Below are 26680 nucleotides of genomic sequence, written 5' to 3'. Positions count from 1 at the left end.
GAGATTACGTCACTTCTTGAGCTGCGCCAGGAGCTCCTTCGCGGGCGCGAAGTCCCTGTCGTTGTCGAGCGCGCGCTCCAGCATCTGGATCGCCTTCTTGTCGTCGTTCTGACGGTGGCTGATGACGCCCAGGTAATAGAAGACCTCGCCCTTGCTGATCGGCGCGCCCTCGTCGAGCTTCTGCAGGAGCAGCGCCCGGAAGGTCTTCTGCGCGCGATCGATGTGCGCCGCCTTCGCCGCCGCGTCGTCGCTCGACTCGGACAGCTCGAGCGCCAGCACCCCGAGGTCCCGGAGGATGGCGATCGAGCCCGGGTCGATCTTGAACGCGACGTCGAGCTCGGCGAGCGCCCGGTCCCGCTGCCCCTCGGCCAGGTAGGCCTTGGCGAGGCGGTGGTGGATCGCGGCGAGGTCCTTCGAGCGGCGGCCGCCGTAGGACTCGACGATCTTCTGGAGCGCCTCGGCCGCCTTCTGGCCGCGGCCCGAGGCGCTGTAGGCGTCGCACAGCGCGAGCAGGAGCTCCCGATCGCCCGGGACGAGCTCGGTGGCCTTCTCCAGGAGGTCGGCGGCGCGGCCGGGATCGCTCCGCTTCGTCAGGTGGATGCCCGCCGCCTTGCGGTAGAGCGCCACCTTCTCGGCCGGCTGCGCCGCCGTCTCCGCGTCGCCGGTGATGAGATCGGCGAGCTCGGTGTAGGCCTGCTGCTTCTCGTAGAGCGCGAGGAGCTGCTTCCTGATGTCCTGCGCCGACGCGTCCGCCGCGAGGCCCCGCTCGAGCACCCGCCGGACCGCGCCCTCGTCGCCGAGGGCCCGGTGCAGGTCCGCGAGCCGGAGCGCCGTGCTCACCGCCTCGGCAGCGCGGGCGTCCTCGAGGATCACCTCGAGCCGCTGCGCCGCCTCGGCCTTCTCGCCGCGCTGCTCGTGCAGCCGGGCCAGCGCGAGGAGCGCGCCGGGGTGGCGCGGCTCGCGCTCGAGCACCGCGCGGTAGGTCTCGATCGCCCGCGCCGTGTCGTTCAGCCGGGTCTCGTAGACCTCGCCGAGGCGGACGCTGTACGACAGCTCCGCCGCGACGTCGCCGCGGTCCTTCGCGCGCTCGATCTGCGTGACGAACAGGTCCGACAGCTCCTGATCGCGGCCGGTCTTCTCGAGCAGCTGCGCGAGCAGGACCGTCGCCTTCTCGTTGTCGGGCTGCTCGTCGAGGACGGCGCGCAGGTGCTCGGTCGCCTCGCTCACGGCGTCGAGCCGCGACAAGCAGATCTCGGCGCTCTCCAGGCGCAGCGCCGACCGGGCCTCGGGCGACTCGGCCAGGTCGGTGAGCCGCTCGAGCAGCGCGAGCAGCTCCTTGTGCTTGCCGGCCTTCGCGTACAGCTCGCGCAGCGCCGTCGCCGCGCGCGCGTCGCCCGGATCCGCCTCGAAGAGCGTCTCGTAGAGCTCGATCGCCGCCGCGTCGTCGCCGAGCTTCTCGCGCGCGACCGCCGCGGCGGCGTGCCGCGCGTCCCGGATGCGATCGGCCTCGGCGTAGAGCTCGGACTGGCGCACGAGCAGCCGGAAGACCTCCTTGTGGTCGCCCGCCTCCTCCCGCACCTTCGTGAGCTCGGCGAGGGCCCAGGTGTCGCCCTCGTCCGCCGCGATCATCTCGCGCAGGATCGCCTCGACGAGCTCCCTGTCGCCCAGCGCGCGCTCCGCGAGCTCCTTCGCCTCGCGCCGGAGCTCGCCCGCCATCCCCTCCATGCCGTCGAGGGACGCGATCCGCCGGAGCGTGCCGATGAGGTCGCGCTCGCGCCCCGGCGCCCGCTGGAGCTCCTCGATCGAGCGCAGGATGTGCTCGCTCGTGGGGTCGTGCGTGAGCGCCGCCTCGTACGCCGCCTCGGCCGCCTTCGCGTCGCCGACCTTGTTCTTCTGCCACTCGGCGATGCGCATCCAGAGGTCGCGCGCCGTGTCGCCGTCGAGGTCGGCCCCGGCCCGCACCGCCCGCTCCAGGGCGGCCGCGGCGCTCGGCCAGCCGCCGGTCAGCGGGGCCAGGCGCTCGATCTCGCCGAGCACGTCCGGGTCCGACGGGTCGTCGGCGAGCGCCTTCTCGAGCGTCTCCAGCGCCGCCCGCGGGTCGTTCGAGCGCACCTCGAGCACCTTGGCCAGGTCGAGCCGCATCCGGATCCGCTCCACGCCGGTCGGCGCGAAGCGGATGCGCTTCTCGTAGAGGCGCGCCAGCGCGGCGTTGTCGCCCCGCGTGCGGTAGACGCCCTCGAGCGCCTCGGCCGCCTCGTCGAAGAGCGCCGGATCCTCGGTGAGCGCCTCGAGCGCGGCGCTCGCCCGCTCGTGGTCGACCGCGCGATCGAGCGCCTGCCGCAGGGTGTTCAGCCCCTGCGACTTGTCGCCGAACGACTCGATCTGGATCACCGCGAGCCGGTAGAAGAGGTCCGCCTGGTCGCGATCGCCGGGCGTGACCGCGACGCGCCGCTCGAGCACGTCCGCGAGCGCCTTCTCGTCGCCGAGCCGGCCGTAGAGCCGGTCGAGCGCCTCGAGGAGCTCCGGCGTGTCGCCGGCGTGCTCGACGGCCTTGGCATACGCCTGGGCGCTGCGCCGGTCGTCCTTGAGCTTCTCCTCGGCGATGCGGCCGATCCGGAGGAACAGGTCCTTCGCGATCGTCGCGTCGAACGTCGACGCGGCCCGCTGCGCGAGCGCGTCGCAGTAGCGCCCGAAGCCGTCCGTGCGCTCCGCCAGCCGCTCGATCTCGCCGTGCAGCGACGCGTCGTCCGGCGCGTCCTCCAGGGCGCGGAGCAGCGCCTGCTCCGCCTCGATCGGCCGGCCGAGCTGCACGTCCTGCACCGCCGCGATCGCCCGCAGCGTCTCGGCGCGGTCGGACGGCTCGGTCTGCGCGCGCAGGCGCAGCTCGAGCGCGGCCGCGAGCTCCTCGTGACGGCCGGCCGCGCGCAGGACGGGCTCGAGCACCTGGGCGGCGTCGAGGCGCAGCTCCTCGCGGCCCTCGCCGATGGCCCGGACCGCCCGGATCGCGTGGTCGTTCACCGGATCCTCGTCGAGGACGAGCCGGTACTGCTCGATCGCGTCGCTCGGGCTCTCGAGCTCCCCCGCGTAGAGGTCGCCGATCGCCGTCCGCAGCTTGATGCGCGCGTCCCTGTCCGCGGCGGCGCTCGCCTGGAGCATGAGGTTCGAGAGGAGCTCGTCCCACATCCGCTCGGCCCGGTAGAGCCGCTCCAGCGACTTGAGCACCGCCGGGTCGCCCGCCTTCGCCTCGAGCGCCGCGTTCAGCGCGGTGATCGCGTCGCGCGGGCTCGAGAGGTCCTTCTCGTACCGCTCGGCGGCGCGCACGTTGAGGTCGTAGCGCAGCTCCTCCTCGTCGGGGCCCGCGAGCTCGACGCGGCGGCCGTAGAGCTCCACGAGCCGGCTCGCCGCGCCGCGCGGCTCGTGCAGCTCGATGAGCGCGTCGATGGTCATCGCGCTCTCGGGATCGAGCTCGAGCGCCCGCTCGTACGCCTGGATCGCGCCCTCGGTGTCCTCGAGCATCTCGAGCTTCGTCTCGGCGATGCGCCGGCAGATCGAGGCGTTCTCCTCGTCCGACGCCATCTCGCTCTTCTTCTCGAGGACGGCGATGAGCGTGTCCCAGTCGCTGAGGAGCACGGCGAGCGTGTCCATCTGCTCGAGCGGCTCGGGGTCGCTCGGGTCGAGCTCGGACAGCCGCGCGTACGCGCGGAGCGCCCGGCGCGGGTCGTCGACGCGCGTGTCATAGACCCTGGCCAGCGACGAGAGCAGCTCGCGCTTCGTGAGCTCGTCGGACGTGATCGTCACGCCCTGCTCGAGGCTCTCCGCGAGCTCCTCCCAGGCGCCGAGCTGCTCGGCGAGCCGCTCGAGCTCGCCGCGCGTCTCGCCGTCGTCCGGGTCGAGGCTGAACGCCGACCGGGTCGCGTCGAAGGCGCGCAGCTCGTCGTCGCCCCGCGTCTCCCAGAGCTTCGCCGTCTCCCGGAGCACCGCGACCTTGTCGCGCGCGTCCGTCGCGAGGCCGAACCGCTCCTCGTTGAGCCGGATGAGCTGCCGCCAGTCGTCCGCCCCCTCGTAGAGCGGCCGCAGGATCTCGACCACCCGGGCCTTGTGCTGCGCATCCTGGATGAGCGCCTCGAGCGCCCGGATCGCCTCGGCGTGCGTCGGCACCTCGCCGACGATCGCCTCGAGCTGGTCGATCGCCCCCGCGGTGTCGTCGAGCCGCGTGCGGAGCAGCTCCGCCAGCGCGAGCCGGTAGGGCGCCGCGCGCTCCCCGTTCGGGGCCGCCTCGGCGCGGCGCAGGTACAGGTCGGCGAGGTCGCGCGGCCTGTCGAGCTCGCGGTAGAGCTCGGTCAGCGCGTCGAGCGCCCGGGCGTCGTTCTCGTCGACGTCCAGCGCCGCCCGGTACGTCTCGATGGCGCGCGCGGGCTCGCGGAGCTCCGTCCGCTCCAGGCGCGCGATCGTGTGGAGGGCGTCGAGCCGGTCCTCGTCCTTCCGGTAGTCGAGCGCCGCGCGGTAGAGCTCGATGCGCTCGGCGTGGCGGCCCTCCTTGATGAGCAGCCGGTCGATCGCTTCGAACAGCTCGCGCGAGTCCGGCTCGAACTCGTGCGCGCGCCGGTACCACGTCAGCGCGTCGGCCACGTCGCCGAGCTCGGCGTAGAGCTCGCCGGTGCGCCGGCTGAGCTTCGCGCTCGACGCGTCGTCCGAGGAGAGCTCGCCGAGCTCCGCCGCGTAGATCTCCGCGAGCCGCCGCTCGGCGCTCGCCACCTTCGCGAGCCGCTCGAGCTCCGCCCAGACCCCCTCGTCCGTGAGGTCCTCGTGCAGGAGCTTCGCCACCGTCTCCAGGGCCGCGCGGTAGTCCTCGAGCTGCTCCTCGTGCAGCGTCGCGAGCCGCTGCAGGAGGTCGCGGCGCTCGACAGGGTCCTGGCTCGCGGCGAGGCGCGCCTCGAGCGCGACCCTCACCCGGTTCCAGTCCGCCCGGCGCAGGTACACCGGCTCGAGCATCTCGCCCGCGCGCGCCCGGTGCTCGGCCTCGGCCGAGCCCTCGAGGATGGTCTCGAGCAGCGCGACGGCGCCCTCGTGCGCCGGGTCGATGAGCAGCGCCTCGGAGAGCTCGTCGAACGCGCGCTGCACGTCCCCTGTGTGCCGGTGCGCGACGAGCGCGATCTTCACGTGCAGCTCGGCGAGGTCGCCGGCGCGCACGTCGAGCTGCCGCTCGTAGAGCCGGATGAGGTCCTCGAAGCGCCCCGCCTCCCGGTAGAGGCCGTCGAGCGCCGCGATGGCGTCCGGGTGGAGCGCGATGTCGAGGATCGTCTCGTACGTCGCGATCGCGGCGGCCGGGTCCCCGAGCGGGCCCCGCTCGAGCTCGGCGATCCGGAACAGGAGCCCCGTCTTCTCCTCGTCGTTCTCGGCGTTCTCGACCCGGAGCTTCAGGATCTCGAGCAGCCGGCCCGCGTCGTTCGCCTCGCCGTAGAGCTCCTCGAGGGCGATCATCGCCCGCCGGTCGTCGCCGCGGGCCTCGAGCGCCTTCTTGTACTGCTCGACCGCGAGCTCGCGGTCGCCCAGCTTGTGCCGCGCGAGCTCGCCGACCCGGAGCCGGACGCTCTGCTGCACGTCGCCGTCGAGGATGTCCGGCGCGATGCGCTGGAACAGCTCGCACACCTCGGCCCAGCGGCCGGTGGCCTCGCCGAGCCGCTCAACCGTCTCGATCCAGGTCGTCACGTCGGGCTCGCCGGCCGCCTCGCGCACGCCGCGGAGCGCGTAGCCGAACGCCCGCGACGTGTCGCCGAGCGGCCCCTCCGCGGTGCGGAGCGCCTTCTGCAGGGTGGCGAGCCGCTCGGTCGGGAGATCCGACGTCTCGACCTTGATCTCGAGCACCCGGAGCAGGCGCTCGGCGTCGCCGTCCGCCTCGTAGAGCGGCTCGAGCGTCTCGGCCGCGTCGCGCCGCGCGTCGTCCCGCTCGAGCATCGCCTCGAGCGCCGCGCGGCAGCGCGCGTTCGACGGATCGAGCGAGAGCGCCTGGCGGTACGCCTCCAGGGCGCCCGTCGCGTCGGCCTGGTGCAGCCGCCGCACGTCGCCGAGCCGCGCCAGGAGATCGAGCCGGGCGGGCGTCTCCACGGCGAGGGAGAGGTCCGTCTCCAGCGTCTCGGCGAGGTCGACCCAGCGCTCGTCGAGCTCGTAGAGCTCCTCGAGGGCCGCGAGGGTCGGGCGCTCGGGGCCGAACTCGTCGAGCACCGCGCGCCAGGCGTTGATCGCCTCGGGCACGTCGGCGAGCTTCTGCGCGAGCGTCTCCGCCGCCTTCGTCATCGCGCGGCGCCGCTCCTCGCCGTCCGCCGTCGACTGCTCCCGCGCCCGGAGGATGCCGACGAGCTCGCGCCACTGCGCCGTCCGCTCGTAGAGCCGCTCGAGCGCCGCGAGCGCCGCCGTGTCGGCGCTGTCGTCGCCGAGCCGCGCCTGCCAGGCCTCGATCGCCTTCTGCGGGTCGTCGAGCACCGTCTCGTACAGCGTGCCGATGCGCTCGTAGAGCGACCGCCGCGTCTCGGGGTCCTCCTCGAGGCGCACCTCGATCGCGAGCACGCCCGCGAGCGCCTGGTGCTGCTCCTTCGCCGCGTAGATCCGGCCGAGCGCCTGCGCCGCCGGGATCACCAGCGACGGGTCGGTCGGATCGATGGCGAGCACGCGCCGGTAGACCTTCTCGGCCCTGTCGGCGTCGCCGAGCTGGTCCTCGCAGATCCTCGCGACTTCCATCAGGATCTCGCCGCGGATCGAGGGCGTCCCGCACGCGTCGGCGGCCGCCGTGAGCACCTCGGCGACCTGCTCGTGCTCCCCGAGGCGCCGGCCGATCTCGATGAGCCGCTCGCGCGCCGCGAGGTCCTCCGGCTCGAGCGGCAGGAGCTCCGACAGGCTGGCGAACGCGCCGGCGTCGTCCTTGAGCCGCTCGTCCTGGAGCACGCTGACCCGGCGGAGCAGCTCGCGCCGCTCCGACTCGGACTCCGCCCCCTCGCGCCGGATCTCGAGCACCCGCACGAGCTGCCGGATCTCGTCGCGCGCCTCGTACACCGCCTCGAGCACGCGCGCCGCCCGGAGCCGGAGCGCCCCGATGTCGAGCAGCCGCTCGACGAGCTCGCGCGCCTTCGGGTCGTTCTGCCGGATCCTGAGCACGTCCTCGAGGTGGCCGAGCGCCCCCTCGGGCTCGTGGAGCCGGTCGAGGTAGATGCTGCCGAGCGACAGCTTGATCTCCACGCTCTCCGACTCGGTCGCCGTCTTCAGGCGCTGCTCGAGCAGCGCCGCGAGGTCGCGGAAGCGCCCCTCGCGCTCGTAGAGCTTCTCCAGCGAGTCGAGCGCCGCCGTGTAGAACGGGTCGAGCTCGAGGATGCGCTCGTAGTAGCCGATGGCCTTGGCCGCGTCGCCGATGATCTCCTCGGCGATCAGCGCCACCTCGTTGAGCAGCTCGATGCGCTCGGCCTGGTCGGTCGTGCCCTTCGCGGCGCGGTCGTAGAGCTCCTCGAGCTCGCCCCAGCGCTCGGCCGCCGTCAGGATCTGCTTCAGCCGCTCGAAGGCGCGGTGGTTGTTCGGGTCGAGGTTCAGGACCCGCTCCAGGTACGGCCGCGCCCCCTCGGGGTCGCCGAGCTGCTCGTCGTGCAGGCTCGCCGCGCGCTCGCACAGCTCGACCTCCACGGCGCTCCCGAGCACCTTGTCGCCCTCGGTGCGCCCCGCGACGAGGTGCACCCGGTAGGCCTCGGCCAGGTCCGTCGGCCTGCCCGCGCGCCGCGACAGCTCCGCGGCGCGGTCCCAGAGCTCGAGGTCGTCCGAGAACTCGTGGAGCGCCCGGAGCATCGCGTCGAACGCCGTCCCGGCCGCGTGGAGCTTCGTCTCCTCGACGTCCGCGAGCGTGACGTAGAGCTCACGCCGCCGCGCCGGATCGCGCTCCGCCTCGAGGATGACCCGCAGGGCCATGGCCTCGCGCCGGTGGTTGCCGGTCTCGGCGTACTCGATCGCGAGCACCCGGGCCGCGCGCACGCGCGTCTCCGGGCGCTCGACGAGGCGCGAGAGGACGGCGATCGCGTCCGGGTCGTGCGCCGCGAGGTCGAGCGCGCGCACCGCGGCCTCGAAGGCGTCCGTCGGCCGGTCCAGCCGGTCGAGGTAGAGCCCCGCGAGCTCGATCTCGCGCCGCGCGCGCTCGTCGCCCTCGCTGACGTCGCGGTGCGTGGCCACGATCTCGGCCGCGGACTCGTACTCGCCCGCGGCGATGAGCAGGCGCGAGAGCACCCGCAGCGCGTCGACGCGCCCGGGCGTGAGCGCGATGACCTTGCGCAGGAGCTCGATCGCCTTCGCCGGGTCGCCGAAGACCTCCTCCTCGAGCGTCGCCCACTCCTCGAGGATCTCGGCGCGCGCCTCGCCCTCGACCTGGCTCGCCCTGAGGTCAAAGAGCCACCGCAGGTCCTCCTGCCGCTCGTTCGCGCGGAGGAGCGCGTCGAGCGCCCGCACCGTGCTCTCGTCGGACGGGTCGTCCTCCACGAGGCCGCGGTAGACGGTGACCGCCTCGTCGAGCTTGCCCATCTCGCGCGCGTACACCTCCGCGAGCTTCAGCCGCAGCGTGCGCTGCACGTCGGTCGGGACGAACGTCGCCGTCCGGAGCCGGCCCTCGACCGCCTCGACGAACGGCCCCCAGGAGCCCGCCGCCCGGGACCAGGCCTCGAGCAGATCGAGCCCCTCCTCGTCCGGCTTGAGCTCGTAGGCGCGGCGCGCGTAGCCGAGCGCGCTCGGCTTGTCCGAGAGCGGGCCGCCCGTCACCGCCGCCAGCTTGCGCAGCATGCCGACCTGCGCCTCGGCGTCGTCCGTCGCGTCGAGGAGGATCTCATAGAGCGCCGGCAGCCGGGCCCACTTCTCCTCCTCCTCGTAGATCGGCACGAGCGCCGCGGCCGCGCGCGCGTCCCTCGGCGAGACGCTGAGCACGCGCTCGTACGAGCGCGCCGCGCGCTCGGGCGCCTTGAGCTGCTCCTCGAAGATCCGCGCGGCGCGGAACGAGATGTCGAGCTTCGTGGCCGGGTCGGTCGCCTTGTCCGCCGCGCCCGAGAGGAAGTCGACGAGGCCCTCCCAGTCGTTCTGCGAGGCGTAGAGCTCCTCGAGCCCGTCCCAGTCGCCCGCGGCGAAGTACGCGTCGCGCAGCACGCGGAGCGCGCGCGCGTGCCCCGGCGAGATCGTGAGCACGCGCCGCCACGTCCGCGCCGCCGCGGCCGCGTCCTTGAGGCGCTCGGCGTACACGGCCCCGAGCTTCTGCAGCGACACGAGCCGCGCCGCGTCGTCGGGCGCGAGGTCGACGCGCCGCTCGAGCACCTCGGCGACCGTGGCGAAGTCCTTCTCGCGCTCGGCCTGCTTCTCCAGCGCGTCGAGCACCCCGGGGGCGTTCGGGTCGAGCTCGAGGATCCGCTTCTGCAGCGCGATGGCGTCCGCGCCGCGGTCGAGCCGCTCGGCGGCGAGCTTGGCCATCTCGCCGAGCAGCTCGATCTTCGCGGCGCCCTCGGCGCTCTCGAGCTTGCGCTCGTAGAGCGAGTAGAGCTGCGGCCAGGCGCGGCGCTTCAGGTAGAGCTCCCGGAGCTTCTGCTGCGCCTCCTCGTCGATCGGCTCGACCGTGAGCAGCGCCTCGTACGCGGCGATGGCGTTCTGCACGTTCGAGAACTGGTCGAACCAGCGCCGCGCGACGGCGCGGTAGAGCCCCGCCTTCTCGGCGCGGCTCTCGGTCAGCTCGGCGAGGCGCTGCTGGTACGACAAGAGGTCGCGCCAGCGCCCGAGCGACTCGTAGATGCGCGTGAGCTCCCGGACGGCGTCGACGTCCTTGTCGTCGAGCTGGACGATCTGGGTGAGCACCGTGACGAGCGCCGCGTCGTTCTTGGCGCGGTCGCGGTAGATCCCGGCGATCTCGCGGAGCACGGCGACCCGGCCGGCGACGTCGTCGGCGGGCGTGCGCTCGAGGTCCTGCCGGTGGAGCTCGACGAGGGCGTTGTACCCTTCCGTCTGGAGGTAGAGCCGCTTCAGGGCGTCGCGCGCCTGGCGGTTCTCCGGGTCGGTCCGGAGCACCGACTTGTACTGCTCGATCGCCTTGGCGGCGTTCTCCTGCGACTCGGCGAGGCGGGCGAGCTCGGTGGCGATCGCGCGCTTCTCGGCGCCGTCGGGCAGGGCGCGCTGCGCGTCCGTGAGGATCGTCGTGAGCCGCGGCTTGTCGCCGCGCTGCTCCAGGACCTCGCGGTAGAAGTTGAGCATGCCGGCGTGCGCGGGGTCGGCGCGCCGCACGCGGTCGAAATAGGGCTCCGCCGCCTGGGGCTGGCCGCGCATGCGCCAGTGGACCATGGCGATCTGCACGAGCATCCCGAGCTCCTCGCCCGGCTTGACGCCGCCGCTGCGGAGCTGGTCCTCGTAGAGGGCGACGAGGCGATCCCAGTCGCCCGCGGCGGAGTACGCCTCGGCGAGGAACGAGAGCGCCTCGGGCTGGCCGGGCGAGAGGTCGAGCACCTCCTCGTACGCCGCCACGGCGCGGGCCGGGTCGCTCAGGTGGGCCTTGATCGTGCGCGCGGCGCGGACGCCCGCGGCGATGCGGTCTTCCTTGCTCTGGGCCTCGGCCTTGACGAGCGACTGGACGCGCACGACCGCCTCCCAGTCGCCCGCGGCGGCGAAGGCGATCTCGGCGAGGCTCGTGGCGCGGCGGTTCTTCGGGTCGAGCTTGAGGGCGAGGTCGAGCAGCTCGGCGACCTTCTCGCCGAGCTCGGCGCGGCCGTAGCGGTAGCCGATGTCGGCGGCGCTCGTGTAGAGCGCGCTCTGGAAGGCGCCGTCGGTCGCGCCCTCGGCCTCGGCCACGTAGCGGTCGACGAGGTCGCGCCACCGCTCGCGCTTCGAGGCGTCGGTCTCGAGCGCCTCGGCGGCGGTGTCGTCGTCGGGGCGCAGCTCGAGCAGCCGCTTGTAGGCGGCCGCGGCGCGGTCCACGTCGATGAGCTCCTCGTGGTAGACGCGGGCGAGCTCCGCCTGCATCGCGGGCTCGACCGCGCTCCCGGCGGCGAGGGCGATCTCCAGCTCGAGCAGGCGGGCGACGGCGTCCCACTCGTGCCGCTGCTCGTGCCGCGCGCGGGCCGCGCCGAGCAGGCGCTCGACGTCCCCGGCGCCCGCACCGTTGCTCGGGGCGGTCACGGCCTCCGCGAGCTCGTTCCAGGCCGCCTCGTTTTCAGGCTCATCCTGCAGGCGCCCAAGGGCCATCCGAATCGTCTCAACGCTCATCGTCTCTCCGCGGACCTCGCGAATTCGGTCGGGTCCGTTCACGGGCCGGCCGAAGATACCCGGCCGGACGACACGGTTTCAAGGATCCTCGGCCCCGCGGGTCTGGAAGCGCGGGCGAAGCTCTCGCGCGCTTCTGCGCCGGGGACGTCCGCGGGCCGCGGGGCGGCGGGGCGGCGCGACGTGGACGCCGGCGGTTCACCGCGGTCGCGGCATCGGCTATCAACCGCGGCATGGAAGCTACGACGATCAAGCGCTTCGGGGTGATCGGCGCGGGTCAGATGGGGCGAGGCATCGCCCAGGTCGCCGCGGCCGCGGGCCTCGAGGTGGTCCTGTGCGACGTCTCGAGGGCGCTGGCGGAGTCGGGCAAGGCTCAGATCGCCGCGATCCTCGCGAAGCAGGTGGAGAAGGGCAAGATGGCCGCGGAGGCGCGCGAGGGGCTGCTCGGCCGCATCGCGGTGGCCGACGGCATCGCCGGGCTCTCGGGGGCCGACCTGGCGGTCGAGGCGGTGACCGAGAGCTTCGACGTGAAGAGCGGGATCTTCAAGCTCGCCGACGCGGCGCTGCCGAAGGGGGCGATCCTGGCGTCGAACACGTCGTCGATCTCGATCACGCGGCTCGCGGCGGTGACCAGCCGGCCTGAGCTGGTCATCGGCATGCACTTCATGAACCCGGTGCCGCTGATGAAGCTCGTCGAGCTCGTCCGCGGGGTGCAGACGTCGGACGCGACGTACGAGGCCGTCCGGGCGCTCGCGGAGGGGCTCGGCAAGACGGTGATCACGTCGAAGGATCAGCCGGGGTTCATCGTGAACCGGATGCTGATCCCGTTCCTCAACGAGGCGTGCTTCGCCCTCCAGGAGGGGCTGTCGACGCCGGAGGACATCGACGCGGGGGCGCGGCTCGGGCTGAACCACCCGATGGGGCCGCTCGAGCTGGCGGACCTGATCGGGCTCGACACGGTGCTGTCGATCGCGGAGGTGCTGCACCGGGAGTTCGGGGACTCGAAGTACCGGGCGCCCACGCTCCTGCGGAACCTCGTGGCGGCGGGGTGGTACGGGAAGAAGAGCGGGCGGGGGTTCTACGTGTACGACGCCAAGGGGCAGAAGAGCGGGCGGGCGGTGTAGGTTCGTTCCTGCGGGGGAGCCAGCGGGGGAGGGGATGCCGCGCGAGGGGGCCGGCGGGGGGCCCTCCCACAAACTCGCGCCTCTCGGGGGGCTATTGCCGTGGGCGCGGGTGGGGCGGTCCGGGAGGGAGGCGCGAGGAGCGGGCCGGCGCTCGGGTTTGTGGGGCCCTCCCCCGCCGGCCCCCTCGCGCGGCACCCCCTCCCCCGCTGGCTCTCTCCGAGGAGCGGGTGGGGGTGGGCTGCGGCGCGAATGACGGCCTCGGGCGCTGCAGATCGGCACACGACCCGCCTGAGAGCGACCCGTGGCTGGAACTCGATCGACCACAGCGGGAGATGACAGATACCGCAGGTGCGTTGGGGGAATTCCTCGTCTTCACCAGCAAGTCCACGAACAAGGCACGTGGCGCACATCAGCATCGGTGTTGCACGGCGGGCGCTTCCCCCCGGCGCGGCGCGCTGCTAGCCACCGGGCATGACCGCTCAAGAACAGCAGCCGGGGGTCCCTGCTCGCGGTACCCTCCAGTTCGTCGCCGTCGAGCGCACGGGGCACGTCGCCACCGTGACAATCCAGCGGCCCGACAAGCTCAACGCCCTGAACCCCGCCGTCCTCGGCGAGCTCACCACCGCCTTCCAGGAGCTCCTCGCGCCCGCCGAGGGCGACGAGGTCCGCGCGGCCGTGCTGACCGGCGCCGGCAAGGCGTTCGTCGCCGGGGCCGATATCGCCGAGATGGCGACCATGAACAGCATCGCCGCGAAGCGGTTCGCCGACGCCGGCCACCGGCTCGCCGACCTCATCGAGAGCGCCCCGTTCCCCGTGATCGCCGCCGTGAACGGGTTCGCGCTGGGCGGCGGGTGCGAGCTCGCCCTCGCCTGCGATTTCATCTACGCGGCCGAGGGCGCCAGGCTCGGACAGCCCGAGGTGAACCTGGGCGTCATCCCCGGGTTCGGCGGGACCCAGCGATTGCTGCGCCGGGTCGGCATCGGCCGCGCCCGGGAGCTCGTCTATTCAGGAGACATGATCACCGCTGAACAGGCGCTCGCCATCGGGCTCGTCAACGCCGTCTTCCCGGCCGCCGAGCTCCTCCCGCGCGCCCGCGAGGCCGCCCTCAAGATCGCCTCGCGCGGGCCGCTCGCCGTCGCGGCCGCCAAGCGCGTCCTCCTGCGCGGCGAGAGCCTCGACCTCGCCGCCGCCAACGAGCTGGAAGCCCAGGCGTTCGCCGCGCTCTTCGGCAGCGAAGATCAAAAGACGGGAATGAAAGCGTTCCTGTCGAAATCGCAGGCCGCATTCACCGGGAAGTAACCTGACGGCAATCGAGGGCAACTGACGGCAACCGAGGACAACCGACGGCAACCAACAGCTCACCAGAAAAAAAGACCGCGCATCATGCCGGAGGGGGGGCCAACATGAGCGCGGCAGGGGGACCGCGGAGGAACACCGGATGTCCGCCGCGGTGCGCAAGAAAGACCGCATGCGCTCCGGGCTGGGGGGGGCTGCGCCGGCGCGCATGCGGTGAGAAGAGTGTGGCACCCGGGCGCCCGCTGTCGATAACAAAGTGCAAGGCGTGCGCGCCGATGCGCGAATCGAGCACGCCGCGATGACAGCCAGGCGACCGCGCGACGCGCATTCGCCCGATTTCCCGGAATGCGCGTCCGGGCCGGGCATACCCATCCACAACCGACAGCGCTCGATGGGACGAGCTCGCCGGGTTCCGAGAAAAGACAACGCCAAAGCCCGCCGGCCACGTCAATCCGCGTCCTCCGGACGTCACAACGACGCAGGATGGCAGGGGCCGGACGCCGGCTTATGTAAGTAAAGAGCCAGGACGAACAGAGCGCGCTCCAACGAGAAACGTACCGACCGAGGCCGAACGACGCGAAACACGGGACGGCGCGCTCCAGAAAGGACACCGGGCAGGAGCGTCCAGGCACGGCGATTGTAAAGTGTGTTTACCGCGGAAGCAGGAGGGATAGAAACTGACCGATTGCCCCCGGTGTGTTCGTCTCGGTCAATTTCGCGGCCTGTGCCACGATTCGATTGATAAGGAGGAGCCCGGGCCATGACGCCGCCTGTTCGCTCAGCGGGCGGAACAACGAGCGCGCGGCGGACGACGGCAGCGGCGGATCGCCCGCTCGCGGCGACGCGGCAGCGACAGGGCACGGACGAGGGCGAGCGGCCGGCCCGTCGGATGAGGGGCCCGGACGGCGCAGGGCACGCGGGACGGCGGGAGAGGGCGCGTTCGGGGTGCCAGCGAGCGCGGAGTCACCGTGCGCCGCGTCGGCCATGCGCCGCAGCGGGGGCGCGCCGCGTCGGCCACGCGCCGCAGCGGGGGCGCGCCGCGTCGGCCACGCGCCGCAGCGGGGGCGCGCCGCGTCGACCACGCGCCCCATCCGCCCGGCGCCGCGTCGGCCATGCGCCGCAGCGGGGGCGCGCCGCGACCTCCTTGACGCCGGGCACGAGACGGGCCTACCGAGCAGCCATCTGACAATCCATTTCCTCGGGTGCCCTCGCGGGCATAACAGGGAAGCCGGTGCGAAACCGGCGCGGTCCCGCCACCGTGAATGGGGAGCTGCATCCGGAGACCACTGGGCCTCGTGAAGAGGCCTGGGAAGGTGGACGCAGCGCCGGGAGCTCGAAAGGCCCCCTGAACCCATGAGCCGGGAGACCTACCCGAGTCCCACGAGGTGCAGTTTGCGCACGTCTTCGTGGCGTTCGGGTGCGGACTTCACCCGGAACGCCGAAACAGGTCTCCCCGGCCGCCCCTTGTTCCTCTTTGCCGTGTTCCTTGCCGCGTCGCTCGCGGCGAGGCCCGCGGCCGCGATGCACCTCGCAGAGGGCGTCCTGCCGCTCGGGTGGTGCGCTGCATGGAACGCGCTCGCCCTGCCGTTCGTCGCCGTCGCCCTCCACCTGCTCCGGAAGCGCACCCAGCAGGACGCCTTCTACAAGCCGTTCGTCGGCCTCGTCGCCGCCGCCGTCTTCGCGATCTCGTGCATGCCCGTGCCGGTGCCGACCGCAGGGACGTGCTCCCACCCGTGCGGCACCGGGCTCGCCGCGGTGCTCATCGGGCCCTGGATGACCGTCCTCGTCACCGTCGTGGCGCTCCTCATCCAGGCCCTCTTCCTCGCCCACGGCGGGCTCACGACGCTCGGCGCCGACGTCGCGTCCATGGGCATCGCGGGCGCGTTCACCGGGTACCTCGCCTTCCGGCTCGCGCGGCGCTGCGGCGCGAGCCTCTGGGTCGCGGGGTTCCTCGCCGGCGTACTCTCGGACTGGGCGACCTACGCGACGACGGCGCTCGAGCTCGCCCTCGGCCTCGCCGGCGAGGGGTCGGTGGGCTCGATGTTCACGGCCGTCGCGCTCGCCTTCGTCCCCACCCAGCTCCCGCTCGGGCTGCTCGAGGGCGCCATGACCGCCGGAGCCCTCGTCTTCCTGCGCGCCCGGCGGCCCGACATCCTGGACCGGCTCCGGGTCGTCCCGCTGCCCGCGGGGGCGTCGTGAGCCGGCGGCCGAGGCTGCGCCGGTCGGCCGCGCTGCCGGCCGCCGCGCTGCCGGCCGCCGCGCTCCGGCTCGCCGCGCTCCGGCTCGCCGCGCTGTCGGCCGCCGCGCTCCGGGGCGCCGCGCTGCCGACCGCCGCGCTGTGGCTCGCCGGGTGCGGCGGCGCGTCCTGGGACGGCGTCGACGAGGCCGTGGTCCGCCGCATCGCCGAGGACGCCGGGCGCCACGACACGGGGCCGGTCTTCGGCCTCGAAGGCGACCTCCTGCTCTTCGCGTTCCTCTGGGCCGGGCTCCTCGCCGGCTTCGCCCTCGGCTACCTCTCGCGCGTGCTCTTCGTGGAGCGCGCCGATCAGCCCGCGGGCAAGCCCGGCGGCGAAGGGCTCCGTGCAAAGTGACCTGCCCGCGCGCACCCGCGCGCGGCTCCGCGACGTGGACCCGCGGCTCCGCCTCGGCGCCGCCGTGGCGGCGTGCTGCGTCGCCGCGGGCGCGCGCTCGCCCTGGACGCCGGCCGCGCTGCTCCTGCTCGCGTGCGGCGCCCTCCGGCTCCAGGGCATGACCGCGGGCGACACCCTCCGCGCCTTCGCGCCCGCCGCCTGGATCGGCGGCCTCGCGGCGGCGCTCGCGCTCGCGCTCACCCCGGGCGAGCCGCTCCTCGCCGGCGCGCCGTTCCCGCTCGACGCGCTCACCCGCGAGGGCGCCCGCCGCGCCGCCGCCCTCGGCGCGCGCGTCCTCGCGGCGGCCGCGGTGCTCCGGTGGCTCTCCCGCGCCGCCGCCCCCGCCGAGATCGAGGCCGCCCTCGCCGGCCTCGGCGCGCCCGCGGCGCTCGTCGAGCTGCTCGCGCTCGCGCGGCGCTTCGCCGGCGTGCTGCAGCGCGCCGCCGACAGCGCCTTCAGCGCCGCCGCCCTCCGCGGCGGGTTCTCGCGGCCCGCCGCCGCCGCGCGCTCGGCCGGCGCGATCGCCGGCGTCGTGGCGCTCCGGACGCTGGAGCGCTCCGAGCACGCCGCCGTCGCCATGCAGCTCCGCGGCTACAAGGGGAAGCTCCCCGTCGCCGACCGACGGGCGAGCGCCCCCGCCGCGAACCTCGCCTTCACGGCCGCCGCCGCCCTCGGGCTGACCCTCTGCGTGGCCGCCGGGGGCGCGGGGTGAGCGCGAACGCGATGCGCGCGCCGGCGATCGCGCTGCGCGCGCCGGCGATCGGCTACCGCGGCGCCGAGGCCGTCCTCCGCGACGTGCGCCTCGACGTCGCCGAGGGCGAGTCCGTGGCGGTGCTCGGCGGCAACGGCGCCGGGAAGACCGCGCTGCTCCGCGCGCTCGTCGGGCTCCTCCCCGCGCCCGGCGGCGGCGTCGAGATCGCCGGCCGCCGCGTGGCGTCGCCGTCGGACGCCGTCGCGGCGGGCGCCGCGCTCGTGCTGCAGGACCCGGACGACCAGCTCCTCGGCGCGACGCTCCTCGACGATGTCCTGTTCGGCCCGAGGAACCTCGGGCTGCCCGCCGCCGAGGCGCGGCGCCGCGCAGAGGCGGCGCTCGCCGCCGTGCAGATCGCGCACCTCGAGGGCCGCGCGATCGAGGCGCTCAGCTTCGGCGAGCGCAAGCGCGCGTGCATCGCCGGGATGCTCGCGATGCGGCCGCGCGTGCTCCTGCTCGACGAGCCGACCGCGGGGCTCGACCCGGAGGGCGAGCTCTCGCTGTGCCGGACGCTGCGCGCGCTCTCGGAGCAGCAGGGGACCACGCTCGTCACCGCGACGCACGCGGTCGACCTCGTGCCGCTGTTCGCCACGCGCGCCGTCCTGCTCGGCGACGGGCAGGTCCTCGCGGACGGGCCGCCGCGGGAGGTCTTCGCGCGCGGGGAGCTGCTCGCGCGGGCGCGGCTCAGGCGGCCGTGGGTCGCGGAGCTCTGGACCCGGATGACCTCGGCCGAGCCGCCCGGCCCCGCGGCCGGGCCGCCCGGCCCCGCGGCCGAGCCGCCCGGCCCCGCGGCCGGGCCGCCCGACCCCGCGGACCTTCCGCTCACCCTGGAGGAGGCGCTCGCATGCATGACGAAGGGCTCCTGCTGATCGGCCACGGCAGCCGCGACGCCGCGTCAAACGCCGAGTTCGAGGCGCTCGTGGCCGAGCACCGCGCGGCGCGGCCCGGGCTCGTCGTGCAGCACGGCTACATCGAGCTCGCGACGCCGCACCTCGCCGACGCGCTCGCCACGCTCGCGGCGCAGGTGTCGCGGGTCGCGGTCGTGCCGCTCTTCCTGTTCGCGGCGGGGCACGTGAAGAACGACATCCCGCTCGCGCTCGAGCAGGCGCGGGCCGCCTTCCCGGGCGTGCGCTTCTCCGCGGCGCGCCCCCTCGGCGTGCACCCGGCGCTCGCGGAGATCGCGTTCGAGCGGGCGGCGTCCGTGCTGCCGGAGGATCCGGCCGCGCGCGCCCGGACGGCGCTCGTCGTCGTGGGGCGCGGGTCGAGCGACCCGGACGCGAACGGCGATTTCTGCAAGATGGCGCGCCTCATCGGCGAGGGCCGGGGGCTGCTGCTCGTCGAGCCGACGTTCATCGGCGTCACCCGGCCTTCGGTCGAGGAGACGCTGGAGCGCGTCGCGCGCCAGCGGCCCGAGCGGGTCGTCGTCGTGCCCTACTTCCTCTTCGCCGGGCGGCTCATGACGAAGCTCGCCGAGCAGGTCGACCGCTTCTCGGCGGCGTACCCGTGGATCCGCGCGTCGCTCGCGCCGCACCTCGGCCGGTCGAGCGCGCTGTCGGGGCTGATCGACGAGCGCGCGCGCCAGGCGCTCGCGGGCGAGGCGCCCTTGCCCTGCGACACGTGCATGTACCGCACCGCCATGCCGGGGCTCGCGCGGGAGGTCGGCGGGCTGAAGGCGATGCTCTACAGCGTGCGCCACACGCTGACGCACACGCAGGCGTCGAACCACCCGCACGCGCACCGCTCGCTGCGCAAGCACGTGCTCGTCTGCGGCAACGCCGACTGCGTGGACCGCGGCAGCCTGGCGCTGCTCGAGGCGCTGCGGCGGCGCCTGAAGCAGGCCGGGCAGCAGCAGCAGATCCGCGTGACCAGGACGTCGTGCATGGGGCGCTGCGGCGAGGGGCCCACCGTGGCGGTCTATCCGGACGGGGTCTGGTACCGGGGCGTCCGCGAGGAGGACGCGAAGGACCTCGTGGAAGAGCACCTGCTCGGCGACCGGCTGGTGGCGCGGCTCGTGGACGACATCATGCAATGAGGCGCGGCGCCCGGCGCCGCCCTCGAGCACCGAACGCCGACGCGCGGGGCCTCCCCCCCGAGGCCCGCGCGCCCCCCCGGCGCTCGTGGTCCCTGTCCGCGCCGGCGGCTGGCCGCCCGATTTGACTGATATGTCTGAATTAGTCATATTAGTTCTGTGCCCGTTCGCCGCCCCGAAAAGCCCCGCGATCCTGCGCGGCGCACCAGGATCCTCGAGGCCGCCAGGCGCCAGTTCGCCGAGCGCGGCTTCAAGGGCGTGAACCTCGACGCCGTCGCCGCCGAGGCCGGCTGCGCGAAGGGCGCGCTCTACCTGGAGTTCGCCGACAAGGAGTCGCTCCTGCGCGAGGTGGTCGAGCAGTCCTTCGCCGCGATCCGCGCCCGCTTCGCCGCCGAGGTGATGGGCTTCGACTCCCCGCTCGAACGCCTCGTCGCGACGCTCCGCTTCGCCTACCGCCAGCAGGCCGCCGAACCGCTCTTCGGCAAGCTCCTCCGCGAGGACCCCGATCTCCGCGCGCTCCGCCTGCAGGACGACGCCGCGAGCGCCGCCGCCGCGGAGGCGCAGCTCGCCCAGATCTACGGGTGGGTCGACGAGGGCATCGCGCGCGGCGAGATCCGGCCCGACGTCGACCGCGACGCGATCCCCTTCGTCCTCGGCGTGCTGCGCTTCGCGCCCCAGCACCTCGGGCTGGCCACGTCGTTCGGCGCGTTCTCGGGCGAGCGCACGCTCGACGCGATCGCCGACATCTTCCGCGCCGGCCTGGCCGCGCGCCCCGCGGCGAGCCCCGCGGAGACGACCTCCACGACGACGATTCCCACGGAGCAGCGCGCGACCGCGTCGCGCGCGAGGAGCAAGCGATGAACCAGGCGATCGAGGTGAACGCGCTCGGCAAGCGCTTCGGGAAGGTCACGGCCGTCGACGGCGTGAGCTTCACCGTCGCGGCCGGCGAGATCTTCGGCTTCATGGGGCACAACGGCGCCGGCAAGACGACGACGCTGCGCATGCTCCTCGGACTGACCCGGCCCACCGCGGGCACCGCGCGCGTGCTCGGGCGCGACGTCGTCCACGAGACGCTCGAGGTCCGGCGGAACGCAGGTTACCTGCCCGCGTCGTACTCGCTGCCCCCCGACATGACGGCGCGCGGCTTTCTCGGCTACATCGCCGCGATGTTCGCGCTGCCCCGCGACGTCGCGGCCGCGCGCGCCGACGCCCTCCTGCGCCGCTTCGGGCTGGAGCGCGAGGCAGACCGCCCCCTGCGCGGCTTCTCCACCGGCATGGCCCAGAAGGTCGGCATCGCCCAGGCCCTGATCAACGAGCCCGCGGTGCTCCTGCTCGACGAGCCGACCTCGGGCCTCGACCCCCTCGGCCGCCACGAGCTCCTCGAGGTGCTCCGGGCGCTCGCGCGCGAGCGCGGCGTCACCATCGGGTTCTCGTCGCACATCCTCTCCGACGTCGAGGCCCTCTGCCGGCGCGTCGCCGTGATGCACCGCTCGCGCCTCGTCGCCTGCGACGAGGTCGAGCGCCTCAAGGACGCGCACAGCGCGCGCACCATGGACGATCTCTACCTCGCGCTCGTGCGCAGGGAGGCCGCGTGATCCGGCTCCTCTGGCTCGACTACCTCACGACGCTGCGCGAGCGGAAGACCTGGCTCTGCGTCGCGATGCTCGCCTACGCCCTCGTCGCGATCCCCGTCGTGCTCGCGCGGCCGCCCGATCACGTGCGCGCCGCGATCGCCGCCTGGTTCGGCGACGCCGCGCCGTTCCAGGTCTTCATGTACGTGTGGATCGACCTGACGATGAACAAGGCGATCGCGTTCCTGCCCGTGGTGCTCGCCAGCGGCGTCGTGCTCCGCGAGCGCGACACCGGCGTGCTGCCGCTCCTCGCCAGCAAGCCGGTCTCGATCCCCCGCTACTTCGTGCTCCGCGCGCTGAGCGCGTGCGCGGTGATGGTGACCCTGCACGCCGCGACCCAGCTCGCCGGCGCCGCCTACTTCACGGCGCGCGTCCCCGGCTTCCGCCCCGGCCCCTTCCTCGGCGCGATGTCGCTCCACGCCTTCGCGGCGCTCTTCGCGACCGCGCTCTGCGCCGCGATCGCCGCGTGGGTGAGGCACCGGGCCGCCTCGGCGCTCATCGGGTTCGGCACGCTCGGGGGCCTCGTGGGCCTCTCGCTGATCGGCTTCTACCAGCCCGCCTGGCGGAGCCTCACCCTCGCGAACCCGATCACCCTCGGCGCGCTCGGCCTCGGGAGCCTCGACCACCTCGGCCCCGCCGTGCTCGGCCCCCCGATGCTCGCCCTCACCGCCCTCACCGCCCTCACCCTCGCGGTGGGCGCCGCGGGCGTCCGGAGGATGGAAGCATGACCCGGGCGACCGCCCCCGCCGCGGGCTCGCTCCGCGGCTACTTCGCGCTCGAGGCGCGCCGCGCCCCGCGCCGCGCCTCGCTCGCCGCGGCGGTCGCCGGCGCGCTCGTCGTGCTCGGCAGCCACGCGCTGATCGTGCGCCTGCCGGAGCAGGTCATCCGCTTCATGGAGCAGGCCTTCGCGATCGAGGGGATGGCCTCCGTGCTCCTCATCAACGATCTCCTCGCCGTCTATTTCGTCGCGTACTTCGTCGCCCTCGCGGGCCTCGTCGACGCGACGGTCACGGCGCGAGAGGAGCATCGGCTCGAGCTCCTGCTCGCCAAGCCGGTCCGCGCCCGCGTCCTCGTCGCCGCGCGCACGGCGCCCTCGCTGCTCGCCGGGGCCGGGGCGGGCGTCGTCGTCGCGGCCTGCACCGCGCTCGCCGTCGCGCCGTACATCGAGGCGGTCGACATGATCAGCGCAGCGGGCGCGCTCGGCGCCGGCCTCTTCCTCGTCGCGCTCGCGATCGCGCTGCTCTCGGCGCTCCTGCCGCTCCTGGTGCGGATGCGAGACGGCTTCCTCGCGCTCCTCGTCGCGTCGGCCGCGTGGATCGCGCCGCTCTTGCCCACGGCGGCGTTCATTTACCGGCCCGACGCGTTCGAGCCGCACGAGGGGCTCAGGGAGGCGATCGTGCTCGCGTCGCTGCTCTGGCGCGACGCCACCTCGACCTGGCTCGGCCCTGTCGCGCTGGCGATCGCGATCCCGCTCGCCGCGATCTCCATCGCCGCCTCGGGCGTGCTCCTCGAGCGCACCGACGCGCGCTGAGCCCGCCTCGCTACTGCTCGGCCAGGACGATGATCCTGTCGCCCCTGGCGAGCGTCAGCTTCGCGCGCTTCCTCGGGTTCACCTTCACGCCGTAGGCCTGCGAGGCGTCGTCGGCCTGCGACGCGAGGCGGACGCCGACGGCGACCTCGCCGCGGCGCCGCGCCGCCTCGACGATGGTGGCGAAGGTCACCGGACGGGCGAGGCGGACGTAGTCGCCGGCGGGCTTCAGGTAGAGCTCGGACCCCTCCGGATCGAACAGATCGGTGAAGACGGCGGCGAGATCCCGGTTCTCGGAGATCTGCGCGAGCATCAGGCTGACGAGCTTGTCGCTCACGATGAAGTCGTCCGCGTGCGCGACCTCGGCGAGCTCGCGGTTCCTGACGTCGAGCATCTCGCTCACGATGCTGAAGCGCTGGCCGCGCTTCGCCTCGATGTCGCGCAGGTGGAGCAGCGTGACGAGGGTGCGCGCGTCGGCCTCCTGCGGCTCGAGCGCGTCGGAGTAGCTCAGCGTCACCACGTGATCGTGGGCCCCCACGACCCTGTCGAGCGTGCGCCGGTCGGTCGTGTCGCCCGGCTGGAACGTGACGGTGAGGTTCCTGAGCTCACCGCGCTCGGCCTCGAGCTGCGCCGGGGCGTCGGGGACGTCGGCGACGACGGTGACCTCGGAGCCCTCCGCGACGTAGTGATCGAGCTCGTTGATGAACGCGACGGCGCGGCGATTCCAGCCGAGGAGGAGCGTGCGCTCGGGCCTCGGCGCGGCGGGCTTGCCGTCGCGGATCGCCCGCTCGTCGATGGACGGCGCGCGCTTCGATGGCGCGCCGATCGCGCTGTCGTCCTCGGCGATGAGGATGACCGCATCGCCGGGCTCGATCCGCGCGTTCATGGGTGGGTTGAGCCGCACCTCGCCGGAGCGAAGGCGCAGGCCGATGACGGCGCAGCCGTCGTACGCGAAGAGGGCCTCGCCGAACGTCCTGCCCGCGAGCGCGGGCTCCTCGCGCGTGTAGATCTCGTGGCCCTCGAAGTCGAGCAGCTCGCTGTAGACGACGCTGAGGCCCTCGCTGCGGCAGGTCTGCACCGTGATGCGCGTGAGCACGTCCTCCGTGGGGATGAGCGCCGCCTCGTCGCGCGCCACGAGCCGCGCGGCGTCGAGGTTCCGCTGGTCGCGGATCTGCGTGACGATCGGGTAACGGCCCTTCTTGCGACCCGCCTTGTTGGTGAGCGCCAGGATCGACTTGATCACCCGGGAGTCGGGGTTCCCCTCCTCGGGTGAGAGGATGATGATCGACCGCGCGGCGTCCGGGTTCACGATGGCGATGTCCGCGGGATCGGTCGGGTCTCCGGTGCGGCAGACGACGCGCGTCCTGCCGGTCGAGCCGACGCGCGCGCGGATCTCGTCCTCCATCTCGACCTTGTCCTTGTCGGCGAGCACGGCGATCGCCGCGCGCGGGCGGCTCTCGTTCGCGATCGCGAGCTCCTGGATCATCGAGAAGATCTGCGGCGACCAGCCGAGGATGACCGTGTGCCCCTCCTCGCACACGAGCGAGCGGCCCTTGCGGAGCTCGCCCACGCGGTCCTCGATGCCGCTCGTGATGATGCCGATGAGGATGCTGACCATGAAGATGCCGCCGAGCGTGACGGCGAACATCACGGCGAGGTAACCGCGGCTGCCTGTGTCGCCGGCGACGGTGCCGGCGTCGAGCGCGCGCATCAGCGTGATCCAGAGGGCCGAGGGAAACGACACAGGGGCGCCGTCCTCCTCGGCCGGGGCGAGCCCGAGGGCCACGACGATCGCCGCGAACACGACGACCATCGCCGTCGAGAGCGCGAACAGCCAGGCGATGAGCGCGGGCGCGCCCTTCGCCATGGTGAGATCGAAGCGGTAGTGGAGGCGATCCAGGAAGGTGATCTTCTGCATGGGGCGCGCGGGCGCCGCGCCCTGAAGGAGCGCGGCGCGGGCGGCCCACCTAGCATGGACGGCGCGCACGTCGACCCTCCCCTCCTGCTCCTTCCCGCCCTCCTCCCTAGCTGGTAGGAGGCCTCCCAGGAGAACCGATATGGCCTGTCACGAGATCGCCGCGCTCCGCCTTGGGCTCATGAACGTCCTCGGCATCGACGACCCCGGCGAGCGCGCGCACGAGCTCGCGGAGCTCGGCCCCGCGGCCGCGGAGCCGGGGCCGGTCTCGGCGATGCTGCGCGCCGGGGACCTGAGGAACCTCTCGCGCCTGTTCGAGGGGTCGCTCGCCGAGCTCCAGGAGAAGGTCGCGAAGACGCCGCCGGGGGACGCGAAGCTGCCCTACATGCGCTCGCTCCTCATCCTCACGAAGCAGGTCGAGCTCGACCTGCGCGCCCAGGTCGACGGGCTCGCCCGGCTGTACCGCGAGCTCGAGGAGATGCACGACTTCGTTCACGAGATCTACCCGGCGGAGCAATCAGAGTCGGCAGAGTCGGCAGAGTCGGCGGAGCAGGCAGAGTAGGCGCAGCCGGCGCAGCTGGCGGCGCAGGCCGAGGAAACGGAGGCTACCGGTGGCCCAGGGAAGCGCGAAGATCAGGATCGCCCACGCGGAGCCGCTCGGGCAGGGCGCCCGGCTGCTCCGCATCGAGCGCGTCGACGGCGCGGAGCTCGGCTTCGCCGGCGGGCAGTACGTGATCATCAACACAGGGGTCACCCTGCCCGGCGGCAAGCTCGCGAAGCGCGCCTACTCGCTGATCTCGAGCGACGCCGAGCAGCGCGCCGTCGAGATCGCGGTCAAGCGCATCGGCGCCGGGCCGGGGTCGAACGTGCTCAACGACATCGCCGTCGGCGCGGAGCTCGAATGGAGCGGCCCCTGGGGCAAGCTGCGCCTGCCGCCCGGCTTCTCCGGCCGCGCCCTCGTCGTCGCCACCGACACCGGGATCACCGCGGCGCTCGGCGTCGCGCGGGGCGCGGCCGCCGCCGGCGCCGCGCAGCTCGACCTGCTCTGGCTCGTCGAGTCCGACGACTACTTCGTCTCCGAGGCGTTCGTCCGCGAGCGCCTCCCGCCCCCGGTGCGCCTGACGGTCGCCGGCGGCTTCCTCCCGGCCGGCCACCCGGAGCGGCCAGCGCGCGCGTGCGCGCTCGTCGAGGATCAGCTCGCCGCGGGGCCCTACGACGCCGTGCTCTGCGCGGGCGACGGCGCCGTCATTTATCCGCTGCGCGACGGGCCGCTGCGCGATGGGCCGCTGCGCGACCGGCTCGCCTCGCTCGGCGCGCCGGAGGGCAGCGTGCTCCTGGAGAGCTTCTTCAACAACCCGTTGAAGAAGTCCGTGTAACTACTCGGGATTCTTGATGTCAGAGCTCCGGCCGAGGGACCCGAAAGGGCAGCGCGAGGGGTTCACGACGGGCGCGTGCGCGGCCGCCGCGGCCAAGGCGGCGGCGCGCGTGCTCGCGCGGGGCGCGGCGGTCGACGCCATCGAGACGACCCTGCCGAACGGGCAGCGGGTGACCTTCCCGCTGAAGCGCTGCGACCGCGACGGGCCGCGCGCCACGTGCAGCGTCATCAAGGACGCCGGCGACGACCCGGACTGCACCCACGGCGCCGAGCTCGTCGCCGAGGTCGAGCTCCGCAGCGAGCCTGGTGTCGAGATCCGCGGCGGCGACGGGGTCGCCGTCGTCACGAAGCCCGGGCTCGGGCTGCCCGTCGGCGCGCCGGCCGTGAACCCGGTGCCGCGCCGGAACATCACCGAGATGGTGCTCGAGGAGCTCGAGGGCTCGGGCTTCGCCGGGGCCACGGTCACGATCAGCGTCCCTCAGGGCGAGGAGATGGCGAAGCAGACCATCAACGCGCGCCTCGGGCTCATCGGCGGGATCTCGATCCTCGGGACGAGCGGGATCGTGAAGCCGTACTCGACCGCCGCCTTCCGCGCGAGCGTCGTGCAGGCGATCGACGTCGCCGCCGAGCGCGGCATTGCGACGCTCGTGCTGACAACGGGCGGCAAGTCCGAGGCGTACGCGATGAAGCTCTACCCGGAGCTGCCGGAGGACGCGTTCATCCAGGTGGGCGACTTCATCGGCACCGGGGTCCGCCACGCGGCGCGGCGGCGGATCGCCCGCGCGATCATCGTCGGGATGATCGGCAAGCTGTCGAAGATGGCCGACGGCAAGATGATGACGCACGCCGCCGGCTCGGAGGTGAGCATGGAGCTGCTCGCGCAGATCGCCGAGGAGCTCGGCGCGCGGCCCGAGATCGCGGCGGAGATCCGGCAGGCGAACACGGCGCGGCACGTCCTCGAGCTGTGCCAGCGCGAGGGGCTCACCGGGGTGCCCGGGGGGATCTGCCGGCGCGTCGTCGAGCACACCTCGCGGCACGCGGGCGGCGCCCTCGAGGTGCACGCGTGCCTTGTCGATTTCAACGGGGCGCTCCTCGGCCGGTACCCGGCGGGCGACGCCAGTGCAGACAGAGCGGAGGAGCGATGAGCGGTT

16 protein-coding genes and 1 riboswitch are annotated in these 26680 nt (G+C 73.7%); of the genes, 14 read left to right on the top strand and 2 right to left on the bottom strand.

Annotation, left to right across the window (positions count from 1 at the left end; genetic code table 11):
- Nucleotides 1-9: 9 nt before the first annotated feature.
- Nucleotides 10-11232 carry a tetratricopeptide repeat protein gene (locus tag WMF24_RS01780; protein WP_437734599.1) on the bottom strand — a complete coding sequence of 3741 codons (11223 nt, stop codon included), beginning with the start codon at nucleotides 11230-11232 and terminating at the stop codon, nucleotides 10-12.
- A gap of 251 nt (nucleotides 11233-11483) precedes the next feature.
- On the opposite strand from WMF24_RS01780, the gene WMF24_RS01775 reads away from it, so the two are divergent.
- The 11 genes from WMF24_RS01775 (at nucleotide 11484) to WMF24_RS01725 (ending at nucleotide 22242) form a co-directional block, all read left to right on the top strand.
- Nucleotides 11484-12374, top strand: coding sequence for a 3-hydroxyacyl-CoA dehydrogenase family protein (locus WMF24_RS01775; RefSeq protein ID WP_437734598.1), 891 nt, complete (start codon nucleotides 11484-11486; stop codon nucleotides 12372-12374).
- 471 nt (nucleotides 12375-12845) lie between these two features.
- Nucleotides 12846-13673 carry an enoyl-CoA hydratase/isomerase family protein gene (locus WMF24_RS01770; RefSeq protein WP_437734597.1) on the top strand — a complete coding sequence of 276 codons (828 nt, stop codon included), beginning with the start codon at nucleotides 12846-12848 and terminating at the stop codon, nucleotides 13671-13673.
- Between the two features lie 1180 nt (nucleotides 13674-14853).
- Nucleotides 14854-15059, top strand: a riboswitch (cobalamin riboswitch).
- 132 nt (nucleotides 15060-15191) lie between these two features.
- Nucleotides 15192-15869 carry an energy-coupling factor ABC transporter permease gene (locus WMF24_RS01765; RefSeq protein ID WP_437738952.1) on the top strand — a complete coding sequence of 226 codons (678 nt, stop codon included), beginning with the start codon at nucleotides 15192-15194 and terminating at the stop codon, nucleotides 15867-15869.
- Nucleotides 15866-16261 carry a hypothetical protein gene (locus tag WMF24_RS01760; RefSeq protein ID WP_437734596.1) on the top strand — a complete coding sequence of 132 codons (396 nt, stop codon included), beginning with the start codon at nucleotides 15866-15868 and terminating at the stop codon, nucleotides 16259-16261. The genes WMF24_RS01765 and WMF24_RS01760 overlap by 4 nt, the downstream gene beginning before the upstream one ends.
- Nucleotides 16251-17012, top strand: coding sequence for a CbiQ family ECF transporter T component (locus tag WMF24_RS01755; RefSeq protein ID WP_437734595.1), 762 nt, complete (start codon nucleotides 16251-16253; stop codon nucleotides 17010-17012). The genes WMF24_RS01760 and WMF24_RS01755 overlap by 11 nt, the downstream gene beginning before the upstream one ends.
- Nucleotides 17009-17920 carry an energy-coupling factor ABC transporter ATP-binding protein gene (locus WMF24_RS01750; RefSeq protein WP_437734594.1) on the top strand — a complete coding sequence of 304 codons (912 nt, stop codon included), beginning with the start codon at nucleotides 17009-17011 and terminating at the stop codon, nucleotides 17918-17920. The genes WMF24_RS01755 and WMF24_RS01750 overlap by 4 nt, the downstream gene beginning before the upstream one ends.
- A complete protein-coding gene (locus WMF24_RS01745) occupies nucleotides 17896-19083 on the top strand; it encodes a CbiX/SirB N-terminal domain-containing protein (RefSeq protein ID WP_437734593.1) in 1188 nt (395 codons plus the stop codon). Before WMF24_RS01750 ends, WMF24_RS01745 begins: the two co-directional genes overlap by 25 nt.
- 156 nt (nucleotides 19084-19239) lie before the next feature.
- Entirely contained in the window at nucleotides 19240-19941 is a 702-nt protein-coding gene (locus WMF24_RS01740) for a TetR family transcriptional regulator (protein WP_437734592.1), read from the top strand.
- Entirely contained in the window at nucleotides 19938-20675 is a 738-nt protein-coding gene (locus WMF24_RS01735) for an ABC transporter ATP-binding protein (protein WP_437734591.1), read from the top strand. The genes WMF24_RS01740 and WMF24_RS01735 overlap by 4 nt, the downstream gene beginning before the upstream one ends.
- Nucleotides 20672-21439 (top strand): hypothetical protein, encoded by a 768-nt coding sequence (locus tag WMF24_RS01730; RefSeq protein WP_437734590.1) that lies wholly within the window; start codon nucleotides 20672-20674, stop codon nucleotides 21437-21439. Before WMF24_RS01735 ends, WMF24_RS01730 begins: the two co-directional genes overlap by 4 nt.
- A complete protein-coding gene (locus tag WMF24_RS01725) occupies nucleotides 21436-22242 on the top strand; it encodes a hypothetical protein (RefSeq protein ID WP_437734589.1) in 807 nt (268 codons plus the stop codon). Before WMF24_RS01730 ends, WMF24_RS01725 begins: the two co-directional genes overlap by 4 nt.
- Nucleotides 22243-22252: 10 nt before the next feature.
- On the opposite strand, the gene WMF24_RS01720 is transcribed toward WMF24_RS01725, so the two are convergent.
- Nucleotides 22253-24157 (bottom strand): CASTOR/POLLUX-related putative ion channel, encoded by a 1905-nt coding sequence (locus WMF24_RS01720; RefSeq protein WP_437734588.1) that lies wholly within the window; start codon nucleotides 24155-24157, stop codon nucleotides 22253-22255.
- 139 nt (nucleotides 24158-24296) lie between these two features.
- Between WMF24_RS01720 and WMF24_RS01715 the strand changes: the two genes are divergently transcribed.
- Genes WMF24_RS01715 through WMF24_RS01705 form a run of 3 tightly spaced genes read left to right on the top strand, consistent with a single transcriptional unit; the run spans nucleotide 24297 to nucleotide 26674 of the window.
- A complete protein-coding gene (locus WMF24_RS01715) occupies nucleotides 24297-24716 on the top strand; it encodes a DUF3209 family protein (RefSeq protein WP_437734587.1) in 420 nt (139 codons plus the stop codon).
- 49 nt (nucleotides 24717-24765) lie between these two features.
- Complete coding sequence (locus WMF24_RS01710) at nucleotides 24766-25530, top strand: FAD-dependent oxidoreductase (RefSeq protein WP_437734586.1); 765 nt, start codon at nucleotides 24766-24768, stop codon at nucleotides 25528-25530.
- A gap of 16 nt (nucleotides 25531-25546) precedes the next feature.
- Entirely contained in the window at nucleotides 25547-26674 is a 1128-nt protein-coding gene (locus WMF24_RS01705) for a cobalt-precorrin-5B (C(1))-methyltransferase (RefSeq protein WP_437738951.1), read from the top strand.
- Nucleotides 26675-26680 lie beyond the last annotated feature (6 nt).

The sequence above is a fragment of the Sorangium sp. So ce1335 genome (assembly GCF_051521615.1).
Lineage (GTDB): Bacteria > Myxococcota_A > Polyangia > Polyangiales > Polyangiaceae > Sorangium.
The sequence above is the reverse complement of the archived record's forward strand: the minus strand, read 5'-3'. Positions and strand labels throughout refer to the sequence as shown.

Coding starts and splice junctions, on each gene's coding strand:
- WMF24_RS01775 (WP_437734598.1), top strand. CDS start 11,484: ATGGAAGCTACGACGATCAAGCGCTTCGGGGTGATCGGCGCGGGTCAG.
- WMF24_RS01705 (WP_437738951.1), top strand. CDS start 25,547: ATGTCAGAGCTCCGGCCGAGGGACCCGAAAGGGCAGCGCGAGGGGTTC.
- WMF24_RS01715 (WP_437734587.1), top strand. CDS start 24,297: ATGGCCTGTCACGAGATCGCCGCGCTCCGCCTTGGGCTCATGAACGTC.
- WMF24_RS01725 (WP_437734589.1), top strand. CDS start 21,436: ATGACCCGGGCGACCGCCCCCGCCGCGGGCTCGCTCCGCGGCTACTTC.
- WMF24_RS01765 (WP_437738952.1), top strand. CDS start 15,192: ATGCACCTCGCAGAGGGCGTCCTGCCGCTCGGGTGGTGCGCTGCATGG.
- WMF24_RS01780 (WP_437734599.1), bottom strand. CDS start 11,232: ATGGCCCTTGGGCGCCTGCAGGATGAGCCTGAAAACGAGGCGGCCTGG.
- WMF24_RS01770 (WP_437734597.1), top strand. CDS start 12,846: ATGACCGCTCAAGAACAGCAGCCGGGGGTCCCTGCTCGCGGTACCCTC.
- WMF24_RS01720 (WP_437734588.1), bottom strand. CDS start 24,157: ATGCAGAAGATCACCTTCCTGGATCGCCTCCACTACCGCTTCGATCTC.
- WMF24_RS01745 (WP_437734593.1), top strand. CDS start 17,896: ATGCATGACGAAGGGCTCCTGCTGATCGGCCACGGCAGCCGCGACGCC.
- WMF24_RS01735 (WP_437734591.1), top strand. CDS start 19,938: ATGAACCAGGCGATCGAGGTGAACGCGCTCGGCAAGCGCTTCGGGAAG.